The sequence below is a fragment of the Massilia sp. Bi118 genome (assembly GCF_918697865.1).
Lineage (GTDB): Bacteria > Pseudomonadota > Gammaproteobacteria > Burkholderiales > Burkholderiaceae_D > Telluria.
In genome coordinates this window covers 558,369-581,692 of record NZ_CAKKMV010000001.1, presented here as the reverse complement: position 1 = coordinate 581,692, position 23,324 = coordinate 558,369, and the positions used below count along the sequence as shown (strand labels likewise).

Sequence of the window (23,324 nt, the reverse complement as noted above, 5' to 3'; positions counted from 1 at the left end):
TGTCGGGCACCGCGCGCGTCACTTGCGGCGACAGCGTCAAGCTGCTGGCCGAGAACGAGTCGACCTACATCCCGATCGGCATGACCCACCGCCTGGAAAACCCGGGCAAGCTGCCGCTGCACCTGATCGAGGTGCAGTCGGGCAGTTACCTGGGTGAAGACGACATCGTGCGTTTCGAGGACGTGTATCAGCGCACCTGATCATGCTCGCATAATCCATGATAAGTACTGGTGCGGTGGGCAGTGCCGGTACTTCTGTTCTCGTCCGCATTTTTTAAATGCCGAGTGAATAGGTTGGAGATTAATTGAACACAATTGTGTTGAATTGTAACAACCGGCATCGAATGTCGTGCTAGACTGTGTTCAATGATGTTCTGACATGGTCATGAAAGGCCAGCACATGAGACTGAGATTACCGAAACGCGAAGCCGGACAGCCCGATACCGTCCATGCGCATTTCTGCGAAGCGATCGACCATAGTATTCTAGTCCTCCGCACCCTATTCATCGTGGCTGGCCTGATCGTGGCTGCGGTACGTGGCGGCCGGCTCGGCGACTTCCTGTTCGTGACAGGATTGCTCTTCCACTTTGCGATCTCGTTCGAGCACTGGTGGATAACAAAAAGGACCCGCTGAGGGTCCTTTTTTTTCCCTGCTCCGCTGCTGAAGGATATCAGCGCAACTTCGCGCCCGCGCTCATGTCTGCGTCCACCCGGCTGGTCTGGCCAGCCATCCAGCGGCCGCGCACCAGGCGGCCATACGCGATCATATACAGTGCCAGCTGCGCCAGGACGATGACCAGGCTCACCGGCGCCGAGGCGCCGAGTAGCACGCTGACCGACACGCACGCAGCCACTACCGGCGCGATCACGCAAGCGACTGCCGCGTTGCGCTTCCATGGACGGGCCGCATCCAGGCGCACATGCTTGAAGACCAGACGACGGTATACCAGGGTATGCAGGTGCAATGCGTCGGGCGCACCTGGGCTCACCTTCTGGATCATCTTGCGGCGGTACATGCTGAACAGGACTTCGATGACCGGGTAGGCGCAAATGGCCAGCACTTGCCAGGCGTTCACGGAGGCGTTACGGACCAGCAGCAGCACCGCCATTTCCGACACCCAGAAGCCCAGGAAGTAAGCGCCACCGTCACCCAGGAACAGCTTGCCGCGCGGGTAGTTCACAGCCAGGAAACCAAGCGTGGCGCCAATGCCCAGTACGCCGAGCGTAACCACCAGGCCGTCGCCGTGCTGGAAGCCGACTGCAGCCAGACCGGCCGCCATGATGATAATGGTGCTGCTCGACAGGCCATTGAAACCGTCGATGATGTTGATCGCATTCGAACCGCCAGCCACAACGATGGCGGTCACCAGCACGGCAAACGGCGTGATCGCCAGCAGGGCGTCGACGCCCCACAGATCGAGCTCGTTCACAGTTGCGCCGAGCACGGCACTGGCGACAACTGCGCTCAGCGCGGTTGCAGCAAGGCGCGCCTTCACCGAGACCTGTTTGGTAAAGTCCTCGACTACGCCGGCGACGAAGGCCGGCAGGCTAGCCGCCAGCAAAAGATAAACTTCGCGCGAACCAAATCCGTTCGTTTTAGCAAACAGATGCTGGAAGCACAGGCAGCCCAGAACAAGGCCGGCGACCACGCCTACCCCACCGATACGCGGAACCGGCGTGGTGTGCATCTTCTGCACGCCGTCGAGGTCGTGATCATGTGAAAGGCTGCCATGCCACTTCTGGGACAGAACGATCAGCAGGCATACAGCGAAACTTCCGCCAAATACTGTTAATCCGAGCTGAAAAAACTGAAATTCCGACATTAATTTACTTTCCCTTATTTTTGAGCTCGTATTGGCAGCGCATGGCGACAGCAAATTTTGAATTGGCTGAAATGTTATCACAAATCAACTCGTAGATTGACCGTACGCATGGGGGGATTTACTACTTGTTGTAGCGCAGCAACCGGCAAATACACATACAACAAGGCGCTCGAAAGCGCCCTGTTTTCACTTAATTAAGAACAGAAGACGAATTAAGCCGTACCCACCAAACTGGTCACCCGAATCGTCTTGGTTTCCGGAATCTCGGAATGCGACAGCACCTTCAATTGCGGCAGTGCCCGGCGCAGGAAACGCGACAGCAAGGTGCGCAGCGGGCCCGGCACCAGCAGCACCGGCGTGAAGCCCATCGCCTCCTGCTGCTGGGCCGCATTGGCGGCCTGCTGGACGATGGTGTCGGCCAGGCCCGGCTCGATGCCGGTGCCGTCGCCGCCGGCGTTCAGGGCCTGGACCAGCAGTCGCTCGAGGCGGTTGTCGAGGGTCATCACTGACAGCTCGTTGGTGCCCGGGAACAGTTGCTGGACGATGGCGCGGCCCAGTGCGATACGCACCAGCGCGGTCAGGTCGTTCGGGTCCGCGGTCGAGCCGGCATGTTCCGACAGCGTTTCGATGATGGTGCGCATGTCGCGGATGTGCACGCCTTCCTGCAGCAGGTTCTGCAGCACCTTCTGCAGCGTCGACAGGGACACGACCTTGGGCACCAGGTCCTCGACCAGCTTGGGCGCATCTTTTGCCAAATGGTCAAGAAGTGCCTGCACTTCCATGCGGCCCAGCAGTTCCGAGGCGTGGGTGGTGATCAGGTGGTTCAGGTGGGTGGCGATCACGGTGCCGGCGTCGACCACGGTATAGCCCATGCTCTGCGCCTCGTCCTTCAGGCCGGCATCGATCCAGATGGCCGGCAGGCCGAAGGCCGGATCGGTGGTTACCAGGCCCGGCAGCGTGCCGCTGGCCATGCCCGGGTTGATCGCCAGGAACTGGCCGGTCATCGCCTCGCCGCTGCCGACTTCCACGCCCTTGAGCGAGATGCGGTAAGCCGTGGGCTTCAGCTCCAGGTTGTCGCGGATGTGCACCGGCGGCGCCAGGAAGCCGACTTCCTGGGCGAATTTTTTACGGATGCCCTTGATGCGCTTCAGCAGCTCGCCGGCCTGGCCCTTGTCGACCAGCGGAATCAGGCGGTAGCCCACTTCCAGGCCCAGGGTGTCGACCGGCATCACGTCCTGCCAGGTCGCTTCTTCCTGCTCGGCCGGCGTGGTGGCCGCACCGGCCCCGCCTGCGCCACCTGCTGCGCCCGCCGCACCGCCCTGCCCCGCTGCACCGGCCGCGCCCGGCGACCCTGCCGCCGGCGCGTTCTTCTGGCGCTTTTCCACCAGGTAGCCGGCGCCGAACAGCGCGCTGCCCAGCAGCAGGAAGACCAGGTTCGGCATGCCCGGGATCATGCCCATGCCGCCGATGATGCCGCCGGTAATGTACATGACGATAGGACGGCCGAACAGCTGGCCGACGACCTGGTCGCCGACGTCCTGGTCGCTGGCCACGCGCGAGACGACCATACCGGCCGCGATCGAAATGATTAGCGAAGGGATCTGCGCGACCAGGCCGTCACCGATGGCCAGCAGGGTGTAGTTCTTGATGGCGTCGGCGAACGCCATGTCGTGCTGGATCATGCCGACGATCAGGCCGCCGATCACGTTGATCAGGGTGACCAGGATGCCGGCCACGGCATCGCCGTGCACGTACTTCGAGGCACCGTCCATCGCGCCGTAGAATTCCGCTTCCATCGCCACGTCCGAACGGCGCTGCTTGGCTTCCGCTTCGGCGATCAGGCCGGCGTTCAGGTCGGCGTCGATCGCCATCTGCTTGCCCGGCATCGCGTCCAGGGCAAAGCGCGCGCCCACTTCGGCGATACGGCCGGCACCCTTGGTGACGACCATGAAGTTGATGATGGTGAGGATGATAAAGACGACCAGGCCGACCGTGTAGTTGCCGCCGATGAGGAAGTGGCCGAAGGCTTCGATCACTTTACCGGCAGCGGCGCCGCCGGTATGGCCTTCGGTCAGCACCACGCGGGTCGAGGCCACGTTCAGCGCCAGGCGCAGCAGGGTCGTCACCAGCAGCACCGCCGGAAAGGCCATGAAGTCGAGCGGCTTGACCGTGTACAGGGCGGTCAGCAGCACGATGACCGACATCGCGATGTTAAAGCTGAAGAACAGGTCGAGTGCGAACGCCGGCAGCGGCAGGATCATCATCGACAACAGCAGGATGATGAGGATAGGCGCCGCCAGCGCGTTGCCGCGTCCCAGGATCGCCTTGGCCCATGCCGGCAGTTTGAAACCGTTCATTACGTGATTCCCCAGTTACTCTTAATGTTTTTGCTGCGACGCCGGATTGAACGGGTCCATCTCCGGCGGCACTTGCAGCTTGTTCGGGCGGTCCGGATAATGGTCGCTGGTGCCCTTCTTGTATGCGCGCAGCTGGTAGACGTAGGCCAGCACTTCGGCCACCGCCGAGTACAGGGCTTCCGGGATCTCGTCGTCGATGTCGGTGTGCTTGTACAGCGCACGGGCCAGGGCCGGGGCTTCCAGCAGCGCGACCTTGTTCTCTTTCGCGATCTCGCGGATCTTTGCCGCCACTTCGTCGGTACCCTTGGCCACCACGCGCGGCGCACCGCGCCCGTTCTCGGCATACTTCAGCGCCACCGCGAAGTGAGTCGGGTTGGTCACGACCACGTCCGCGGTCGGGACGTTGCTCATCATGCGCTTGCGCGCCATCTCGCGCTGCAGCTGGCGGATCTTGCCCTTGATTTGCGGGTTGCCGTCCGATTCCTTGGATTCCTGGATCACTTCCTGGCGCGTCATCTTCAGCTTGTTGGCGTAGTGCCATTTCTGATACGGACCGTCCAGCACGGCGATCGCACCCAGCGAGCTGACCATGATCAGGAAGGCCTTGGCCAGCAGCCCGCCCAGGTGAGAAGTAGCAACGCCCAGCGGCTCGAGCGCCAGGCCGACCACGGCGTCCTTCTCGCTCATCACCACATACCAGGCGACAGCGCCGACCAGCAGGGTCTTGGCGAAGGCCTTGAGCAGCTCGATCAGGGCATTGGTCGAGACCATGTTGCCGAGGCCGTTCATCGGGTTGAGCTTGGCGAAGTTCGGCAGAAAGGACTTGGAAGTGAAGTTCCAGCCGCCGATCAGCAGCGGCGACACTACGGCGACCAGCATGATCGCCAGCGCCAGCGGCAGGCAGGCCAGCATCACGCCGCCGATGTCGGCAGTAACGCGCTCGATCAGGACGCTGGGGTTGTAGATCTGTTCGCGGTCGAGCGACAGGCCGCGCTCGAGGGTGGTGGAAAGCTTGTTGACAACGCCGCCGCCCAGCACCCACAGGCCGGCGCCTGCGGTCATCAGCACGGTGAAGGTCGCGACTTCGCGCGAACGGGGAATGTCGCCGTTGTTGCGTGCGTCCCTCAGCCGTTTGGCTGACGCTGGTTCTGTCTTTTCTGCGTTGCTTGCTTCCGCCATGTTTTGTTCCCGCCTCCGCTCCTGTTGGGCCGGCTGCGCCACCGGCTTTTGTTCAGGATGGGATTATTCCAGATGTTGCCGTATGGCTATACGGGGAACAGGAGGGGAAAGCCGTGGCTTTTCCCCTTCAAAAGGCGGGAGTTGCGGTTAGAAAACGTGAGATTGTTCAAAAATAATTGCTGTAGACTAATGTGTTGCGGACAAGTGGAAAATTACTCACACTTTTCGCGGGAGTTGCCGCACAGGCAGGCCTCTAATGTATCAAAGCAACTTTTCGTTGTTATAATCTCTCAGCAACGAAGTATTGCTGCAACCACCATACTGAATTTAAGGACCCATCATGAAAAAAATCATCGCTGCCGGCGCAATCCTGGCCCTGATGTCGGCACAAGTGCTGGCACAAACCACCACTGGTGCTACTACCGGCTCGACCAGCACCGGCTCCGCTGCTGGCGCGACCAGCACCGCTGGTACCGCTGGTACCGCTGGCGCTACCGGCACCGCCGGCGCAGCCGCTGGCTCGGGCGGTTTCCTGGCTGGCGCTGGCGTTGCTGGCCTGTCGACCGGTGCTATCGTCGCCGTCGGCGCTGCTGTCGCAGCCGTCGCCGTTGCCGCTTCGGACAACGACTCGACCACCAACCACGCGACCACCACCCACCACTAATCGGTGCGTGGGCGCCTCGTGCGCCTGGTTGCAAGGAAATCGGCTGCTCAAGGGCAGCCGATTTTTTTTACTCGAACACTTCTACTTCCCCGAACAGCTTCCCGTCTACGTCCTTGGGGGCCAGCCGGGGCGCGCCGTCCAGCGGCCACTCGATCGCCAGGCTCGGGTCGTTCCACAACAGCGTGCGTTCATGCTCGGGATACCAGAAATCGGTGATCTTGTAGAGCACCTCGGCCGTGTCGCTCAGGGCCAGGAAGCCATGCGCGAAGCCGGGTGGAATCCACATCTGCCGGCGATTATCTGCGCTGAGCAGCGCACCCACCCAGCGGCCGAAGGTGGGCAAGGACTTCCGCAGATCGACCGCAACGTCGAACACGCTGCCCTGCACCACCCTCATCAACTTGCCCTGCGGGTGCCGGATCTGGTAGTGCAGACCGCGCAGCACGCCCTTCTCGGACAGGCTGTGGTTGTCCTGCACAAAATCGATCTCCAGCCCGGTCGCCGCGCGGAAATCGCGTGCGTTGAAGCTCTCAAAAAAATAACCGCGATCGTCGCTGAAGACTTTGGGCTCCAGCAGCAGCACATCGGGGATCGCAGTGGGTGTTACGGTATAAGGCATGTTTCGATAGCAGGTTTCAGGAAGATTTCAGCAGCTTTAATAAATAGTCGCCGTAGGAGTTTTTCGATAGAGGGGACGCCAGCCGTTCGAGTTCGGCATCGCCGATCCAGCCCTGGCGATACGCGATCTCTTCCGGGCAGCAGACCTGCAGCCCCTGGCGCTTCTGCAGGGTCGCGATGAAACTGGCCGCCTCCAGCAGGCTGTCATGGGTGCCGGTATCGAGCCAGGCCAGGCCGCGTCCCATGATCTCGACGTTCAGGTTGCCCTGCTCCAGATAGGGTTGGATGACGTCCGTGATCTCGAGTTCGCCGCGCGCGGACGGCTTGATGTCGGCGGCGATGCTGCACACGTTCTTGTCATAGAAGTAGAGCCCGGTCAGCGCATAGTTCGACCTCGGCGCCTTCGGCTTTTCCTCGATGCTGACCACGCGGCGCTGGTCATCGAATTCGACCACGCCGTAGCGCTCCGGATCGTGCACGTGGTAGGCGAACACGGTGGCGCCATCGACCTGCGCGTTGGCGCGCTTTAAATGGGTCGCCAGCTCGTGGCCATAGAAGATGTTATCGCCCAGGACCAGCGCGCACGGATCGTTGCCGATGAAATCGCGGCCGATGATGAAGGCCTGCGCCAGCCCGTCCGGCGTCGGCTGTACCGCGTACTGGATGTTCATGCCCCACTTGCTGCCGTCGCCCAGCAGTTCACTGAAGCGTGCGGCGTCCTGGGGTGTGCTGATCAGGAGGACGTCGCGGATCCCGCTCAGCATCAGGGTGCTGAGCGGGTAATACACCATCGGCTTGTCATAGACCGGCATCAGCTGCTTGCTGACCGCCTGGGTCGCGGGATACAGCCGGGTGCCGGTGCCGCCGGCCAGGATAAGGCCTTTGCGTTGGGGATCAAGCATCGTTGTCTCTCCGGAGAAGGTGCCGCAATACCTCGTGTACGCCGTCCTGCCAGGGCGGCAGCCGCAGGCCGAAGCTGCGGCGGAACAGGCTGGTGTCGAGCCGCGAATTGGCAGGACGCCTGGCCGCGGCCGGATACGCCGCCGTGTGCACCGGCAGCACGTCGTCGGGCCCTGCCCGCAGCAGCATGCCGGCCCGCTGCGCGGCATCGAGCACGAAGCGCGCGTAATCGTACCAGCTGGTCTCGCCCGCCGCCGCGACGTGATAGGTCCCGTATGGAAAAGCTTCCGCCCCCTCGCGCGCGTACTGGCGGACCAGATGGGCCGTCAGGTCGGCCAGCAGGCTTGCTGCGGTCGGTGCGCCGAACTGGTCGTCGACCACGCTCAGGCGCTCGCGCTCCGCCGCCAGCCGCAGCATGGTCTTGGCAAAATTCCCGCCGTGGACGCCCAGCACCCAGCTGGTGCGCAGGATCAGGTGGCGCGGACAGACCTCGGCCAGTGCGCGTTCGCCGGCCAGCTTGCTGCTGCCGTACACGCTCTGCGGCGCCGGCGTATCGCTCTCCGTCCAGGGTCTTGTTCCGGCGCCGTCGAACACGTAGTCGGTCGAGTAGTGGACGACCAGCGCCCCGAGCCGTGCAGCTTCTTCGCCCAGGATGCCGGGCGCGCGGGCGTTGACGGCAAAGGCCCGCTCAGGCTCGGACTCGGCCTTGTCGACGGCGGTCCAGGCAGCCGGGTTGACGATGATGCCGGGCGCGACGCGGCGCACCAGCGCGCGCAGCGCATCGGCATCGAGCAGGTCGCAGTCGGCACGGCCGACGGCATGGAGCTCGCCCAGCAGCGCCAGCGCGCGCACCAGCTCAAAGCCGACCTGCCCGTCCTTCCCCGTCAACAGGATCTTCATTCAATCTCCGTAGTGCTTGCCGACCCAGTCGCGGTAGGCGCCGCTGGTCACGTTGTTCACCCAGTCCTGGTGGTCGAGATACCAGCGCACCGTCTTGCGGATGCCGCTCTCGAAGGTCTCCTGCGGTTTCCAGCCCAGCTCGCGTTCCAGCTTGCCGGCGTCGATCGCATAGCGGCGGTCGTGGCCGGGACGGTCGGCGACGAAGCCGATCTGCTCACGGTAGGAGCGGCCATCCGCGCGCGGACGCATGGCGTCGAGCATAGCGCAGAGCGTCGTCACGACCTCGAGATTCGCCATTTCGTTCCAGCCGCCGACGTTATAGACCTCGCCCGGCCGCCCCGCCTCCAGCACGCGGCGGATCGCCGCGCAATGGTCGCCGACGTACAGCCAGTCGCGCCGCTGCTGGCCGTCGCCGTAGATCGGCAAGGGCTTGCCGGCCAGCGCATTGTGGATACACAGCGGGATCAGCTTTTCCGGGAAGTGATAGGGCCCGTAGTTGTTCGAGCAGTTCGTGGTCAGCACCGGCAGGCCGTAGGTGTGATGCCAGGCGCGCACCAGGTGGTCGCTGGCGGCCTTGCTGGCCGAGTAAGGGCTGTTCGGTTCGTAGCGGTTCGACTCGCTGAAGGCGGGATCTTCCTTGCCCAGCGAACCATAGACCTCGTCGGTCGAGACGTGCAGGAAGCGGAAGGCCGCCCGCTCCGGCGCCGGCAGACCGCTCCAGTACGCGCGCACCGCTTCCAGCAGGCGGAAGGTGCCGACGATGTTGGTCTGGATGAAGTCTTCCGGGTCGTGGATGCTGCGGTCGACATGGCTTTCGGCCGCGAAGTTGACGACTGCGCGCGGCCGGTGTTCCGCCAGCAGCCTGGCGACCAGCGCGGCGTCGCCGATATCGCCCTGCACGAAGACATGGCGGGCATCGCCGCGCAGGCTGGCCAGGTTCTCGAGGTTGCCGGCATAGGTGAGCCGGTCCAGGTTGAGCACCGGCTCCCCGGCGCCGGCGAGCCAGTCCAGCACGAAGTTACTGCCGATGAAGCCAGCGCCGCCGGTCGTCAAGATCATGGAAAGAGAGCTCCTGTGTGCGCGTACATGGGCGGTATTGTACGCGCCACGGCGGCGCTCTCCGAACCTGGCCGCTTAGTAGCTGCCGCTCCAGGCCATGCTGATCGACTTCGGCCCCGGCGCGACGGCAAAGCTCGAACCCGTGTTGCTGCGCTGGCTCTGCCACAGCCAGCTGCCCATCGCATAACCGAGCACGCCGCCGGCGACCACGTCGGACACCCAGTGCTGGCGGCCCGCGGCGCGGCCCATCGAGCTGGCGGCGGCCAGACCATACAGCCATGGCGCGTCGTACTCCTGCGCGAAGGGCGTCACCGCCGCGAAGGCGACCGTGCTGTGGTTCGACGGGAAGGACGCGTTCGAACGGTCAGCCGTCCTGCTCCACTGGTCCAGACCCTCGCTCGGACGCGCGCGGCCGACGATGCGCTTGGTGGCGATCGACACGGCGGCTGCGCCGGCAATCGATTCGAGCGAGATGATGCCCATGTTCTGGGCGCGCGCATCGCCAAACGCGACCGCGCCGGCAGCGGCGCCGGCCAGCAGCACCGGCATGCCCTTGCCCACGTTGTCCCAAGCGCGCGCGATGCGCGAGCCGGCATGCCTTTGCATGAAGCGGTCGACCGGCTTGTCCAGCAGCGCGCCGGCCAAGATGGCGCCGCCGCCCAGGATGGTGCCGTTGGCCCACTGCGGCAGGGTCGGCGTGTTCGAGAACGATTGCTCGACGCGATAACGGAAGAGCGGCCACATGTTCGGCATCGGCCGCACTGGCGGGTTCACCGCCGGCAGGTTCTGCTCGTCGCGGCGCTCGGCAAAATTGCCGAGGCCATCGTAGGTCGTCAGGTCGCGGCGCGGCTGCTCGAACAGGTCGTACAGGTCGCCGGGGCTGGCGACCATCTGGCCGACGTCGCGGGTCCATGGCGACAGGCCAATGCCGGCATTTGCCTGCGAATCCATCGGCAGCATGATGTTCAGCGGGACCGAAAGGAACACGCCCTTGTCATTGTAAGGGTTGGCCGGAGTGCCGGGGTTGGTAATGTCCTTGCCATTGGTCTTGGTGTACCAGGCGCCGATTTCGACGCCCGACTGGAAGCGGCGCTTGAACTCGAGGCGCACGCCTTCGTCGCGCGCCAGGAAGCGCCCTGCGCGTGCGGTCGCGGTGATATCGTAGGGGAGCTTGTAGTGCAACGAACCCAGCGCGGTAACGGTCTTGTAATCGAGCTTGTCAAACCAGCCTTTGTAGCCGCGCTGCTGCACCGCGTCGACGCTGAGGTCGGCCGCCCAGCGGCTGTCCTTCGGCAGGTACAGCACCTGGCCGCCAACGCCGCGGTACATCTCTTCGTAGAAACCAGCCGAGGCCCGAGCGTATAGACGTTCGTCGAGCGTCAGGTACTGGTTCAGCAGCAGGCGATTCAGCTTGAGGCGACTGCCGCGCTTGTACTCGGCGACATCCGTGCGGACATGCGGAAGCAAGCTGTTGGACTTCTGGGTCACGCCAGAGACGTTCTCCAGGATGTTCAACTTGAAGGCGCTGTTCAGGTAAGTCCCCTGACCCAGGCGCCGGTCGTAGTTGGTCGCGGCCGCGACTTCGTAGCGCAGCGCGCCGCTCGGATCGTTGAAGAAGAACGAAATCTTCGGAATCGTCTTGAAGCGGTTGGCTTCGCGGTCTTCGGACACCACCTGGACGATGTTGCCGTCCTGCCCCACCTGCACCGCCAGGCCATTACTTTCCTCGCGCGCCGCGGCGAGCAGCCCCTGCTGGTCGTCGATGCGGTCCGCCGGCGTCGCATAGCGCACCGCCACCGTCTGCAGGAAGTCCTCGCGCTTCACTAAGCCGGTCAGGTAATCGGTAAGACGCGGCAGGTCCTGGAACTCGTAGGTGGCGATCGGCTGTTCGAGCTTGGTGTACGTGATGTGGATCGCGCGCGTGCCTTCCGGCGCGAATGCGAGCGCAGTGCGCGCCGCACGGCCGATGGCGCGACCCATGTTCGAAATGCGGTTGTTAGTCAGCGTGAGCTTGAGGACGTTGCTGTCGAGTTCGACGCGCACGTTCTTGAAATCCTGCTTGACGAGGGCCGCAGCCAGCGCGGCACCACGGCTGCCGTCCTGCTGCCACTCGGCCGCCGTGGCGCGCGCAGGCGCCTTCTTCGGATCGAAGGGCGCCGGCTCGTACAGCTTGGGAATGAATTCGCGTTCCGAGAACGGGATGCTGAGGTAGGCGTTGGCGCTGAAATGGTCGCGGTGGCGGGCAACCTGGGCGCCCAGCCAGCCCCAGCGGTATTCGAGGGCTACCGAAGGGCCCTTGCTGCGGTCCCCGGCGGCGGTTTCGGCCGCTCGGAAATCCTTCTTATAATCATTGGCATCGTACTCCGCCACAAGCGCCCAGCCAGGTGTCCAAAGCGGCGCCCAGCGAATGCCACCGAATGCGCCGGACGGGCGGTTGTTACCATAGCCAATACTGGCTTCGATGTTTTTGGCGCTACCGAAAGTCTTGGTAGCAACGATATACTGCCCCTTGAACAACTCTGTACCAAGCAGGTCGGTCGCGCCGACCGACACCTCAGGCAGCCAGTCGGATTGGCTCAGCAAGCGTAGCTTGGCGTCGACGACCTTATCTTTATAACGGCCGTAGGCGCTACCGTACTGGCCTTTAACGTTAGTGAAGCCGGGAATTCCGTTGATCGAAACGTAACGCCCTGTCATCTGCAGGAATGGCAACACTGTCGCAGAGACCCATACACTGCCGTAGGGACGGTCGTAACCGTACCCGGTCGAAACCGTACCGTCAGCCTCCACCCATGCGCTAGGCATATTGATATACCCTGACTGACCTTGTAGCGCTGGAGTTGATGCGTATGCGCTTACAGCACCAAAAACAATGCAACCGTACCAGGAATATTTGAATGGGATTTTAGATAATTTCAACACTACGACCAATCAAAGCGCCGAGATAAACTCTGCGAATGCCATTCAGTTTAATAAGACAGTCCAGGTTGCTCGCCAACCTCGTCAAGACTTTCACATCCATCATATAGCTCAGTAATTTTCGCCAGACGCTGCGATAACGAATATGCATTTGATACTTTCATGCGCGCTGCACACGCCAATCGTCGCCGCAAGCTGCTGTCCTCGATCAGTTTCAAAAGCTGAATTGACAGATCGCTAGCATTGTCAGCCTCGAACAGCAGACCCGTAGTATTATGATCGACCAAATCATGATTTCCCGGGATATCAGAAACGACAACCGGCAGACTTGATGCCATCGCTTCCAGAATGGCTAGTGGCATTCCCTCCCATAACGAAGGTAGAACGAACACATCAATGCTTGAGAGAAGTACTGGGATATCCGAGCGCCACCCGAGCACTTGAACCTTCCCGTCAAGCTTGTATTCCTTGATCTTACTCTCCACCTCGTCTTTGAGTTCACCATCACCGGCGAAAAAGAACTTAACCGGCAAATTTGTCGCCTCGAATACTTTTTTGGCAGCCTCGACAAGACACATAGGGTTTTTCTGCGCCCACAACCGTCCGACCATTCCGATACAAATCGCGTCTTGACCAGGATTACCCAATATATTCTTGCGATACGCTTCGCGAACTTCCTGCTTTACTCCAAACGCGTCGATATTCACGCCGTTGGGAATCAGATGAACTTTATGCTTGGGTATCTTAAGATTCTTGATCGCATAGTCGTAATCGGTGACATTTAGGACGACTACCTTGCTACTTAAGATTCCGCCAACAAACTCCGCCATGAAATAGAAATATCGGACAAAACGGCTTTTCGCAAAAGGAAAAGCAAATCCATGTACAGTGTGGATAACATTCGGGACCCCTGCAATTCGGGCCGCAATGCGGCCGAGAATACCGGTTTTAGAAGAATGCGTATGCACTACGTCCGGGCGAAGGCGCTTGAAACACCTCACCAAATCAAATAACGCTTTCCAGTCAGATTTTGGCGAAATTTCACGAGCAAGGCTCGGAATATATTCGCACTTGACACCTAGCGAGTTTGTAGCGTCCACGAGAGGACCAGACTCTTTACACACAAGAATCGGCTCATATTTTTTCCCGTCCAGTTTCGTAAACTCGTCCAACGTAACTTTTTGAACTCCCGACAAGAGAGGCAAAAGCTGAAGGTGAACTAAGCGAATGGGCGCAGGATTTGTCTTATCTTGAATCGCCATGATATGTCGATATATTTTTTGGATATTTTGTGTAATTAATCTGGAGTTGCGCCAATAGCTTCGCGCCAAGCCGAGCTGTACGCGTCAACCATTTTCTCCAGCGAGAATCTCTGTTCGATTTGCAGCCTAGCGGCTTGTTGACGCATGCGCCAAGCGTGACGATTGGACGATTCACGTTTTGAAGCGATGATCGCTTCACGAAGTGCGGATGGGTCTTCGGCAGCGATCACCCAGCCCGTATCTCCTACAATTGCTGCGGCATCGCCAACATTTGTACTGATACATGGGGTCCCACACGCCATCGCTTCTGCAAGAACATTTGGAAATGCTTCCTTGATACTAGACAGAACACAAACATCGAATGCACACATCAAAGCGTTTACATCCGGGCGTGGGCCCAACAACGACACTCTACCGCTGAGATTGCTACTAGTCAATGTCCGTGCGAGTTCGTCGTTTTCTTGCGTAATTCCGCTTCCTGCCATGACAACTTTGACATCGATACCGCTTTCAATCACCTGCTGGACCGCAGAGCAGAAATTTTTGTGGTCCTTCATCGGATCAAAACGAGCGACCATGCCAATGACAAAATCATCAGGTTTGAAACCAAACTGTGTCCTCAATTCGGACCTTTGGATGTTGTTTGGCTTAAAACGATTCAAATCATAGCCGTTGTATATCACCCTTGCGCGGCGGCGACTATATCCCAATTCCTCGTGAACGTTTCGAGCCTTTTCAGCGCAATAGATGACCTTGGCAGGCAACACGTGTGAAAGAATCGCATTGAGTTTAGAAATCAGAATTGTCGCTCGCTTCGATTGACCTGGCACCAGTGCAGAATTGTGAACACCCCAGCATACCGGCGCGCGCCCTGCCGCTCTCGCTATTACACCACCCAGCAGATCGGCATGATACATCCACGTCTGCACGACGTCAGGACGATAATTTCGCACAGCGTCGTATAAAGCTCGAATGTTTGCAAGCGAGATCCTGGATCCGCTCATCCCCAGATGTTCGACGCCGATTCCTTCGTTCTCAAGCAACTCCGAATATTTCCCGCGACCACCCAACGAAATTACCGAGTGCTGGTTTCCGCTATCCGTGCGGCAAAGTTGGAAAAGAATTGCTTCCGCACCGCCGTCAGCCAGCCCACTTATGATGTGTAAAATTTTCATGGTATCTGCGCGCGGCGATTACTTTAATATCCAACCAAACCATTTACGTTCGATGTGTTCCCATGCCTGACCAGCTGATTGAAGTCTGGCGCGAACCGACAACTTCTCGACGGTTGAAAGCAAGTAATCGCTCGCGAAATTTTTGTGGAATGGATCGACTAATACAACACCGGTACTGATGTAAGTGGCAAGCTTCTTCCTATCTGTACGAGTAGCTACGGAAGTGACTGGCATACCAGGTGTAATCAGTTTCAACAGTAAGGCACCCATTTGGCAGCCGACCGCGTACAGTCCATAACGTGACGCGATTCGGAATCCGGAATACACAACAGGTGGGATCCGGTGGGCCAGCGTTACGAGGGTGGCTCCCTTAATCCAAGCACCTTTTTCGTTTCGCAAGTCAAACGAAAAGACATCATCTTCCATTTCGCCCCACCGCAAGGGTGCAACCAAGTACTTCATGAGCGACCGGCGAAGGAAGAATTGTCCTCCGTTTACAGCAATACGGTCAGAAGCTCTTGCACTGTCTGCGACAACGATTAAACGTCCTTTCTCTTCCATGACTTCGTCGAGCTCTGAGTCCAAGCAGTGCTTCTGTAGACGAAGCTCTCCCAAAGCGAAAGTTCCATCCTGATTCAACACGTCAACCGCCCCGAAATCTACGTCCCGATCAGCGAGTGCAGCTTCCACTATTTCTCTAAAGTCAGTCGACGGAACAAACCTGTCGTGAACGAGATACACGTATTCAGACTTTAAAGCGCTGCACGCCGCATGCTTTTTGGCATTAATTCGAAAACTTCTGCCGAGTGCAGGTTCGTCATCGAATTCGATGATTGCCGATTCAGGAACACGCTTTTCGAGCAAAATATCTTTTGGGCCACATAGATAAATGTCGGCGCCTAATACAAATTGACCGCGTGTGACCCACTCCTCGATACATCGGTCAATATTTTCACCCTTTCCATTGGTGATGATAACTACGTTCAATAGTGGGAGCAAAGAACTGTCCATAACACGACCAAGAAGTAAATTATTACATTTAACCAGTATAAATATCGTAGCGCCCTTGTTTCTGATGCAAACAGGGATCTATACAGTATGAGATTTAACGATGCTGTTAAACCAACCACCAGCCAAGGAGACAACTCTACGAAAATGGTCGCCCCGGAAAAGACGAGCAGGCTAATTTCGACGACGATCACGCCAATTAAGAAACTAGTGCCAATCATATTAGGACGCATGCGACCGTCACGTAACATATTGATCATCACAATACCGGCGGGAAGTGATGCCATATATAAGGCCATAAGCATCGGCGCAGCCTGAAGAGTAGTTACAGAGAGAGATTTTAGTATCCCAAATTTGAGCAGGAAAGGATGAATATATGGCACCGAGTAAAAGCCAATTATCGACAGCAAAACAGGTGGCAGAAATACTGCGAAGCCCCTCCTTTGCTGGGATGACATGGCTTTACCGAGTTTTTCACTTGATGTGTGTGACAGGGACTCGAATACGATTGCATCATCCATTCCTACCTTTCGCCAAGCCTGAACCAGCCCTGCAGCGAGCGAAATAACGGTCAGAAACGTAGGAGCAATAGTTCCGAGGACCAGACGCTCCAACTGTGTGCTAATTAAGATTCCTGTCAAAGGCAAAATCCCGTGCCTAGCCAAGTTTGAATCGAGCTGCGATTTTTCGAGAGGGGCACTCTTGTTCTTCACCAATATGAAGATCACAAAATTCGTTGCCGCCAAGATCGATAAAACAACTTTCGACAGCAAATGTTCCGGCACGACCGCAGCTGCAAGCGCGATAGAGACCGTACCTGCGGCACCGCTTATCGCCTCTGCGAAAAGCACGCGATGCGCGCCGCCTTGTGACCTTATTCTGCCGATACCCGTTCCGTATAACAAAAGCGAGATGCCGAATATGAGGTACCAAGCCAAGGTTTCAATGCCGTGAACAAGCAAGATGTGAACGAGCGTAACAGCCAGGACGACCACTATTATTCCCAGTTCGTGCTTATGGTATGGGCTGCCTCTTTTGCGATATTGAAAAACCTCTAACGCCAAGAATTGGAATGGAATGGACGCCAAGGTCACCAAAAAATATAAGGTAAGCGATTCTGCGTGACTTGCTACAGACAAAAGTACTGGAACACGAAGAAACTGACTAAGAAAACTTATGGCAGAAAACCAACGCCAACTATACGCTGCAACCTTACTCATGGATACTCGACGAATCTGCTATGCCTGCCTTGGTTCGAACTGTAAGCTTCGTAGCGTGGCTTTTTTTCCCATCTCCGGCCAGACGCGTCAAACGTAGACCAATAATTGGCTGAATTGCGAATATTACGACCACAAACGAAATATACATCTTGTACACCTCGGCAGAGCCGATTCGCCAAATGTTAAAAAACAATGCGATCGAAAGCGAAAGTGCAGTGAACGAAATGCTTCGTCCACGCCGAAGGTAGTATGCCGGCCAAAAAAACATAGCGGCCAGCCCAATTAACAAAAACAGAGACGCGCCATTAGACGTTAGCGCCTCCAGCATGGGCGAACTGCCGATTCCCTCTCCAGGTGGAGCATAAAGTTTCGAGATGTATTCTGTGAAACTAATGAAATCTGCGGGTTTTAGAAAAGAAGGGAGCTGATTGATGAAAAACGATGAGACTTGCCCATAAGGTGCGTTTGACAACTCTTCGATTGCTGAGCTATTTGACCTGATAAGCTCAAAAGCACGATACGAACTGCCGAACTCGTGAATATTTGGGTCAAAATAGACCCAGCTCAGGCCTTCTGAAACCTCATCTGTTCCCAATATGACTGCAAGCAGGCCAGTATTACGGATGAACGCGAAAAGCACCGCAAATAAGTAAAAGGCCATGGGTAGCATGAACACATATCGGAATTTTAAGCGAGATATGACCAGCGCCAATACTCCTGACAAACACCATAGAAGAATGTTTCGACTGCCCAGTGCGGAAATCAGAAACATTGAACTTGCCAGCAAAAGAACTTTCCACCATGATCTCGCCGATTTCTCCGTATATAGATGCAATGCATAGACGAACGTAATCGCAATAAACAGTGTCGTTATCGGGTAAAAAATGAACTTGATCGGACCATCGATCTCGACACCGGTTCTATCTGTATACGACACTACGAACGCGGACGTGAAGTCTCCGTAATGCGCTATCTGGACGCCGATGTATGATAAGACTGCAATTACATAGCAAGTTGTCAGACGCGTCGGCGATACTTCCATTCGAAATTCGACGAAGCGAACACTTGGATAGCAAACGAGGAAAAACGCTAGCAAACACAGGGAAAAATACATCGTGTACATGCCTAGTCCCGGTACATCGGTGTCGAAGAACAACGACGAAAGTGCGGGACTAAAACCGTACAACAAGGCCATCAGCAGGCCTAGAAGGTAAAGCTTGTATGTATCGAACCGGATCATTTGGAGTCGCGCTGGCTGACAACGCAAACGTTGCTAAACATCAGACTCGAAATCGCTGGCCACGACCGCGTACGCGCGAGGGCTTCCGCGACCTGTTCGGTGGTCTCGTTCCACTCGGCCGCCTTATTTACGATTTCGAAGTACATTTTCTCGACATCTCCGTCGTCCGAAATGACCTTAAGTGAAGGCAAATCGAGAACCGAAGCATCGAGAGATGCGGTTGTACAAATAATCGGGCAACCCGCAAGTGCAGCATCTAGGATCTTATTTTTCGCACCGGCACCTATGGAAATCAAAGAAACATAAACAGGACGACGAGTGGCCAGGAAGTCGACCACTGAGGGTACGTTATCAAATAACTCGATTCCGTCATCGTATTCGCGAAGATCGTTCGCATAGTAGCCGACGAAGACTAATTTAACATCTGAAACGTTCTTGAGACATTTAATGAGTGCTAGTGCGGCCAAACGGTTGGGTTCATAACGAAAGTTACCGGAAAAACAGATCTGATCCAGACTGATGGTGTCGCGACGTTGTACCGATGGCGGATTGATACCAATCGGCACATAATGTGAGTCTGTGAAGCCATTTGCTATCGCAGCGTCAGTATCCTCGCGTGAGACAAAGACGAGTTTAGTTTTGCAAGACAACTTCGCCAACCGATAACGGAAGCGAAGCATTGCTGCGATGCCTTTGAGCCACCGTCCCGTTTTAAGCACCGAGTTCCAGTAGATCCCGGGCCAGTCACCTACATGTACCGTCGCATGGGGAATTGCGGCGACCAGAACTGCCAGCCGTTTATATTCAAGGTGAGTAAAAATAATGGTCTGCCCGCTTAATTCGCAAGTCGGCATTGGTTCCGCTTTAATTGTTCCAACCGATATTGCCTGGTCGGAATAAAGGCGAAAATCCGCTGCTCCTATAGGAGAAAGCAGACCAACCACATTCGACATGATACCCGTCTTCTCCAGCGGAAAATCGGCAACTACAATTACATTAAGCATTTATTTGATGGATAAACGAAGTACTCGATCTAACCGGGTAGATTGGGGCTCAACACCTTAGGTTAGCTTTAGGGACAGCGAACATCGGAACGTCAATCACCGAGCTTTGCTTTCAAGCGCTCGTAGTCAGCAGGTAACCCACAATGATCGATGAGTCCGTTGTCGATCAATCGGTATCTTATATTCATGCCACGAGCGATGAGGTTGTTATATAGAGGAGCGATATATTGCTCACCATTCACTTCAAGACCGCGCTCGTTATAGTCGTTATAAGCATTCCGAAAATCTTCGAGCCGCGCGAAGCCATACATACCGTTACTGCACAAATCAGAAACGCGGTCTTTTTCGGTCGTTCTGACAACAATACCATCATGACCGGGCTCCACGAATGACCAACCGTCGCCCGGCGCCTTGAAAACCTCTAGAAACCCGTCACCGAGCTCGTCTATTGTCGGCCAAGGAAAACCATGGCGGATTGTGTCGATATTGAAAATCACAACTGGTTGCGAACCGCGGTAATCTCGAGTTCCTTGCATAACTGAATCGGCCTGACCTTTAGTCTCATGTGAGAATTCGATGATTCTATAGTCACTCAAACCGAGTTCGATTAACTGGTTCGCAACGAATTTCTTTGCATTAAAATCATTGCGGACGAGAAAAACAAAATGCTGAGAGGCAAACTGCTCGCTGAACGAGCGCACAGACTGTGCGAACACCGTCTCACCCGCCAGCGGCAACTGGTATTTTGGCAGTTCGTACCCGTGGTTGAAAAACCTCGAGCTTCTGCCGAGCATAGGAATAATGATCATATTAGGCCAGTTGGCTCACCGAATAAATGTTGTATAGAGACGCAACGCGTTAGCCAACAAAGCGTGTTGGCGGCGTACATCGTCGTCGTGCAGTGGAAGCATCGAGAGGAACAACAATATCGTCAGTGGCATGACATCAATAGAACGCAGGCAACCTGCAAACGTTCTCGATTGGAAAACGTTTTGAATCTCCTGAATTCTTTCATCAACATGAATACGAAGATCGAATTCACATACGTCTTTAGAAAACTTATAGTCAAGCTCAAACGCGCCAGCGATGATGAAATCGTAAAGTCCCAATATTGAGTGAGAGAGCTTCGCAAGGTCATAACGAATATCGCCAAACTGTGTCTTTTTGCCTTCGGCATTGAGCCCACGCGGGTCGATCACTTTTATCCTGTCGCTACGTGAATCGAACAGGATATTACTTAGGCAAAAGTCACCATGCAGAAGTCCCGCTTGAACATCCTGTTGACGCAATGCTTCCTGGCACTCTTCGGCAATTGTTTTGAGCCCAGGGACTGAAATCCCATTGATAACAGACGGGACATGTAGTCCAGGATGTCCGCTGGCGTTCACAAAACGATCAAGACGTTGCGATGTCTTGTTCGTGAACAACTCACATGCGTCCTTCCGAATCGACACAAGCTGATCTTCCTGCAACTGCACTTGCCTGCATTGCTCCAAGAAGTTCGAGCAGAGACCGAAAACCTTGTCCCAATAAAAGGTCGGATTCTTTCCGTGAACAAAGACCTCATTAAGAGGTGGGAGAGGCAAGTACTCGAGAATATAAAATGGCCGCCCACATTCGAAGCCACTATCGATTAATTGTGGCGCGAATACTTTCAATTTTGCGGGCAGCATCTCAAACCAGACGGATTCCGCCTCGATTTTCTCATAAGGCGTGCCCATTTTACGAACGCATCCGTCGGTTATACGGAGTTCGTTAAAGGCACGTTCAGTCGTTAGTTGAGCACGGCTTTGAAAGTATGTATTCACATGTCCGAAGTCATGCCATCCTTCCACATGAATACGTTGCAGATTTTTTAACTCGTCATATTTACGAACGGCAGACGAAAATCTTGCCGCAGGTTCTTTCAACAGAGAATGGAAAGTCAACAAGTCCGAAAACGCGAAGTACCCGCACCAGATCGATTCCGAATGTGCGTCCTGATCCTCGACTTCCCAGACATAGTCTTCGTTGGTCTCGACAATACCTATGCAGTCGTTAATTTCCGGAAGCGTCTGAAGCCACGTGTCTCCATGCAGGAGCCGTAACGACTGTCCGCGACATCCCGACTGGTCAAGAGCTTGAGCAATACCTTCGGCAAGGGATAGGTTCTCATCGCTTCGTAAAAGGCATACATTTTCTCGCTTGAGGAAATATGCGTCTTTATAGCCGAGCACGTACGAGTCCGGCAACGACAGATAAATTTCTTCGCCTGGAAACTTAGCACGTAGAGTTTGGATTTGATACTCAAACAAACGCCTATTCCCAATTGGCAATAAAGCAGGTGGCAGCTTGCCGAACTCTATCTGAAATTCGGCATTAACGTATGCTGCAGAGGCAATTAGAATCACTTTTCTTGCCTCAGCAATTCATGAATCTCTTCGATACTATATTTGGCGAATTCGGAGGGGCGAACCGCCCTGTCGTCCACATAAAATCCGTCAAACCCGCACCATGGCTTTCCGACGTAGATTTCGTCAAATGGAACCTCGTGGCGATTCAGCCATTCGATAATAATCGGTAACGCATGAGCCGCTATCTTTCCGACATTGCCTTCGAATGTACGCATATTACGACTGGTATTCACGACAATCTCGAAGCCGTCGCGCTTGTAATTTCGAATCTGTTCTATGACCGAGGCGATCGGAGTTGCATTGCGGTAGTCTCCTGCCACGGTTTTGCAGATTGTGTCATCGAGATCTATTATTAATCGTTTCATTTGGATCGCAGATTCGATTTGATTTCGGTCCATCTTGCAGCACCTGCAGGAGAGGCCAGCAATTTTCTCTTCGCTTCCAGCAACAACGCCGCAACAACAGTCAGCAGGAATGCAAACATCGTCGTGATGAAGACAATAATTAGACGCTTTGGCTTAAAGGGACGCTCGGGATCCACTGCGCGATCAAGAATTTGTATCATTGATGGCTCTTTGGCCTCGTCAAGTCTTGCGACTTCGTATTGCTTCGCCAGCAACTCATACAGCATTTGGTAATACTTGACGTCACGCAGAAGCTTTATGCTGCCTAGTCCACCAGTACTTGTACGGCTGTCCGCTGCCAGTTCGTGTGTGTCGCCGCCAGTACCACGCTCAAGTTTAGCCAACTCGTCTCGTAAGCTCGACAATTCCTGCTCAGTCCGTTTGTATTCGGGGTGACTAGAGGTCACGAAAGGACGCATCGAATTCAGCTGAATTTCCTTTGCTGAAATCTGTGCCCTAAGGCGAGCTGCAGTCTCCAAGACTGCTCTGCTTTGAGTATCGACACTAATTACACCACCGGTATCTAACGATCCCTTAAGCGACATCTCGGCATTTGCCAGGTTGTCCTTAGCGTGCTCGAGTTGACGCTCGAAAAATGCCCTGCGTTGGGACGCCTCAGTAACAGTCAGGTTTTTGGTCAGCTGAAAGAGTTCATCTACATAACCGTTTGCAAGCTTTGCGACGAGTTTTGGATTCTCGTCTTCGGCCTCAATGACGATCAGTCCATCTTTGCCTGAACTGATGTTGGTATTTTCGGCCAGCTTCTTTCGCGCAAGTTCTTGTGACTCAGTGCTGTAGACTTTTTTTAGGTCGTACTTTTCGATCAACTTGTCTGCAATGGTTCGGCTTTTCAGCATTCCGATATACAAATCGTTTGGATTCTTGATCCCGGCCATGCCTCCCGCCATCCCAGCGATACTTCCTAATTGCGAGAGCAGCATAGAGGCACTCGACTGCGCTTGCTGCGGGGGCAACAAATTAGTCGAAGCTTTGTAGCTTTTCGGAATCATGAAGCTGACGGCGGCAGCAATGATTGCCACAATTAGGGGTATGACAATAATCATTCGCTTGTGCCGGCTTAAAGCAACAAGAACGTCGAACAATGTCGTGCCTTGCTCTTCTAAGCGATCGGATGTTTCGCCTTCGGCGACTGGAAAATTACTCATGCTACTCATGCTTTATGTCTTTCAATCTTTTCTT

Annotated in this window: 21 protein-coding genes; 3 read left to right on the top strand and 18 right to left on the bottom strand. The window is 56.0% G+C overall.

What is annotated here, in order from left to right:
- Together LQV39_RS02590 and LQV39_RS02585 are read left to right on the top strand one after the other, a co-directional pair.
- Positions 1–200, top strand: a 200-nt coding sequence (locus tag LQV39_RS02590) for a cupin domain-containing protein (protein ID WP_374199393.1), incomplete at its 5' end; no start/stop codon positions are given.
- Between the two features lie 184 nt (positions 201–384).
- Entirely contained in the window at positions 385–633 is a 249-nt protein-coding gene (locus LQV39_RS02585; RefSeq protein ID WP_230020094.1) for a hypothetical protein, read from the top strand.
- A gap of 37 nt (positions 634–670) precedes the next feature.
- Here LQV39_RS02585 and LQV39_RS02580 read toward each other — a convergent pair whose 3' ends face one another.
- From LQV39_RS02580 to flhB, 3 genes are all read right to left on the bottom strand, one after another.
- Positions 671–1,822 carry a glycosyltransferase gene (locus LQV39_RS02580; RefSeq protein WP_230020092.1) on the bottom strand — a complete coding sequence of 384 codons (1,152 nt, stop codon included), beginning with the start codon at positions 1,820–1,822 and terminating at the stop codon, positions 671–673.
- 212 nt (positions 1,823–2,034) lie between these two features.
- Positions 2,035–4,179 (bottom strand): flagellar biosynthesis protein FlhA, encoded by a 2,145-nt coding sequence (flhA, locus tag LQV39_RS02575; RefSeq protein WP_230020089.1) that lies wholly within the window; start codon positions 4,177–4,179, stop codon positions 2,035–2,037.
- Between the two features lie 21 nt (positions 4,180–4,200).
- Positions 4,201–5,358, bottom strand: coding sequence for a flagellar biosynthesis protein FlhB (gene flhB / locus LQV39_RS02570; RefSeq protein WP_230020088.1), 1,158 nt, complete (start codon positions 5,356–5,358; stop codon positions 4,201–4,203).
- A 340-nt stretch (positions 5,359–5,698) separates the two neighbouring features.
- Here flhB and LQV39_RS02565 point away from each other — a divergent pair, with 340 nt between their 5' ends.
- A complete protein-coding gene (locus tag LQV39_RS02565) occupies positions 5,699–6,022 on the top strand; it encodes a hypothetical protein (RefSeq protein WP_230020084.1) in 324 nt (107 codons plus the stop codon).
- A gap of 67 nt (positions 6,023–6,089) precedes the next feature.
- On the opposite strand, the gene rfbC is transcribed toward LQV39_RS02565, so the two are convergent.
- The 15 genes from rfbC to LQV39_RS02490 all read right to left on the bottom strand — a co-directional run bounded on the left by rfbC (position 6,090) and on the right by LQV39_RS02490 (position 23,290).
- On the bottom strand, positions 6,090–6,641 hold the full coding sequence (rfbC, locus tag LQV39_RS02560; protein ID WP_230020082.1) for a dTDP-4-dehydrorhamnose 3,5-epimerase: 552 nt from the start codon (positions 6,639–6,641) through the stop codon (positions 6,090–6,092).
- Between the two features lie 16 nt (positions 6,642–6,657).
- Positions 6,658–7,542: a glucose-1-phosphate thymidylyltransferase RfbA gene (rfbA, locus tag LQV39_RS02555; RefSeq protein ID WP_230020080.1), complete on the bottom strand. Its 885-nt coding sequence runs from the start codon at positions 7,540–7,542 to the stop codon at positions 6,658–6,660.
- Positions 7,535–8,440 (bottom strand): dTDP-4-dehydrorhamnose reductase, encoded by a 906-nt coding sequence (gene rfbD, locus LQV39_RS02550; protein WP_230020079.1) that lies wholly within the window; start codon positions 8,438–8,440, stop codon positions 7,535–7,537. The genes rfbA and rfbD overlap by 8 nt, the downstream gene beginning before the upstream one ends.
- A complete protein-coding gene (gene rfbB, locus LQV39_RS02545) occupies positions 8,441–9,499 on the bottom strand; it encodes a dTDP-glucose 4,6-dehydratase (RefSeq protein ID WP_230020077.1) in 1,059 nt (352 codons plus the stop codon).
- A gap of 75 nt (positions 9,500–9,574) precedes the next feature.
- Positions 9,575–12,421, bottom strand: a complete 2,847-nt coding sequence (locus LQV39_RS02540) for a YjbH domain-containing protein (RefSeq protein WP_290368543.1) — start codon at positions 12,419–12,421, stop codon at positions 9,575–9,577.
- Between the two features lie 47 nt (positions 12,422–12,468).
- Positions 12,469–13,680, bottom strand: coding sequence for a glycosyltransferase family 4 protein (locus LQV39_RS02535; protein WP_230020067.1), 1,212 nt, complete (start codon positions 13,678–13,680; stop codon positions 12,469–12,471).
- Positions 13,681–13,715: 35 nt separating this feature from the next.
- Positions 13,716–14,855, bottom strand: coding sequence for a glycosyltransferase (locus LQV39_RS02530; protein ID WP_230020065.1), 1,140 nt, complete (start codon positions 14,853–14,855; stop codon positions 13,716–13,718).
- Positions 14,856–14,873: 18 nt separating this feature from the next.
- Positions 14,874–15,854 carry a hypothetical protein gene (locus LQV39_RS02525; RefSeq protein ID WP_230020059.1) on the bottom strand — a complete coding sequence of 327 codons (981 nt, stop codon included), beginning with the start codon at positions 15,852–15,854 and terminating at the stop codon, positions 14,874–14,876.
- Positions 15,839–17,083: a hypothetical protein gene (locus LQV39_RS02520; protein WP_230020058.1), complete on the bottom strand. Its 1,245-nt coding sequence runs from the start codon at positions 17,081–17,083 to the stop codon at positions 15,839–15,841. The genes LQV39_RS02525 and LQV39_RS02520 overlap by 16 nt, the downstream gene beginning before the upstream one ends.
- A complete protein-coding gene (locus tag LQV39_RS02515) occupies positions 17,076–18,323 on the bottom strand; it encodes a hypothetical protein (RefSeq protein ID WP_230020057.1) in 1,248 nt (415 codons plus the stop codon). The genes LQV39_RS02520 and LQV39_RS02515 overlap by 8 nt, the downstream gene beginning before the upstream one ends.
- Positions 18,320–19,327, bottom strand: coding sequence for a glycosyltransferase (locus tag LQV39_RS02510; RefSeq protein ID WP_230020056.1), 1,008 nt, complete (start codon positions 19,325–19,327; stop codon positions 18,320–18,322). The genes LQV39_RS02515 and LQV39_RS02510 overlap by 4 nt, the downstream gene beginning before the upstream one ends.
- A gap of 92 nt (positions 19,328–19,419) precedes the next feature.
- Positions 19,420–20,136, bottom strand: coding sequence for a capsular biosynthesis protein (locus LQV39_RS02505; protein WP_230020050.1), 717 nt, complete (start codon positions 20,134–20,136; stop codon positions 19,420–19,422).
- Positions 20,137–20,151: 15 nt separating this feature from the next.
- A complete protein-coding gene (locus LQV39_RS02500) occupies positions 20,152–21,717 on the bottom strand; it encodes a phosphotransferase (RefSeq protein WP_230020048.1) in 1,566 nt (521 codons plus the stop codon).
- Positions 21,714–22,085: a capsular biosynthesis protein gene (locus tag LQV39_RS02495; protein ID WP_230020046.1), complete on the bottom strand. Its 372-nt coding sequence runs from the start codon at positions 22,083–22,085 to the stop codon at positions 21,714–21,716. The genes LQV39_RS02500 and LQV39_RS02495 overlap by 4 nt, the downstream gene beginning before the upstream one ends.
- Positions 22,082–23,290, bottom strand: a complete 1,209-nt coding sequence (locus LQV39_RS02490) for a Wzz/FepE/Etk N-terminal domain-containing protein (protein WP_230020044.1) — start codon at positions 23,288–23,290, stop codon at positions 22,082–22,084. Before LQV39_RS02490 ends, LQV39_RS02495 begins: the two co-directional genes overlap by 4 nt.
- Between the last annotated feature and the right edge of the window lie 34 nt (positions 23,291–23,324).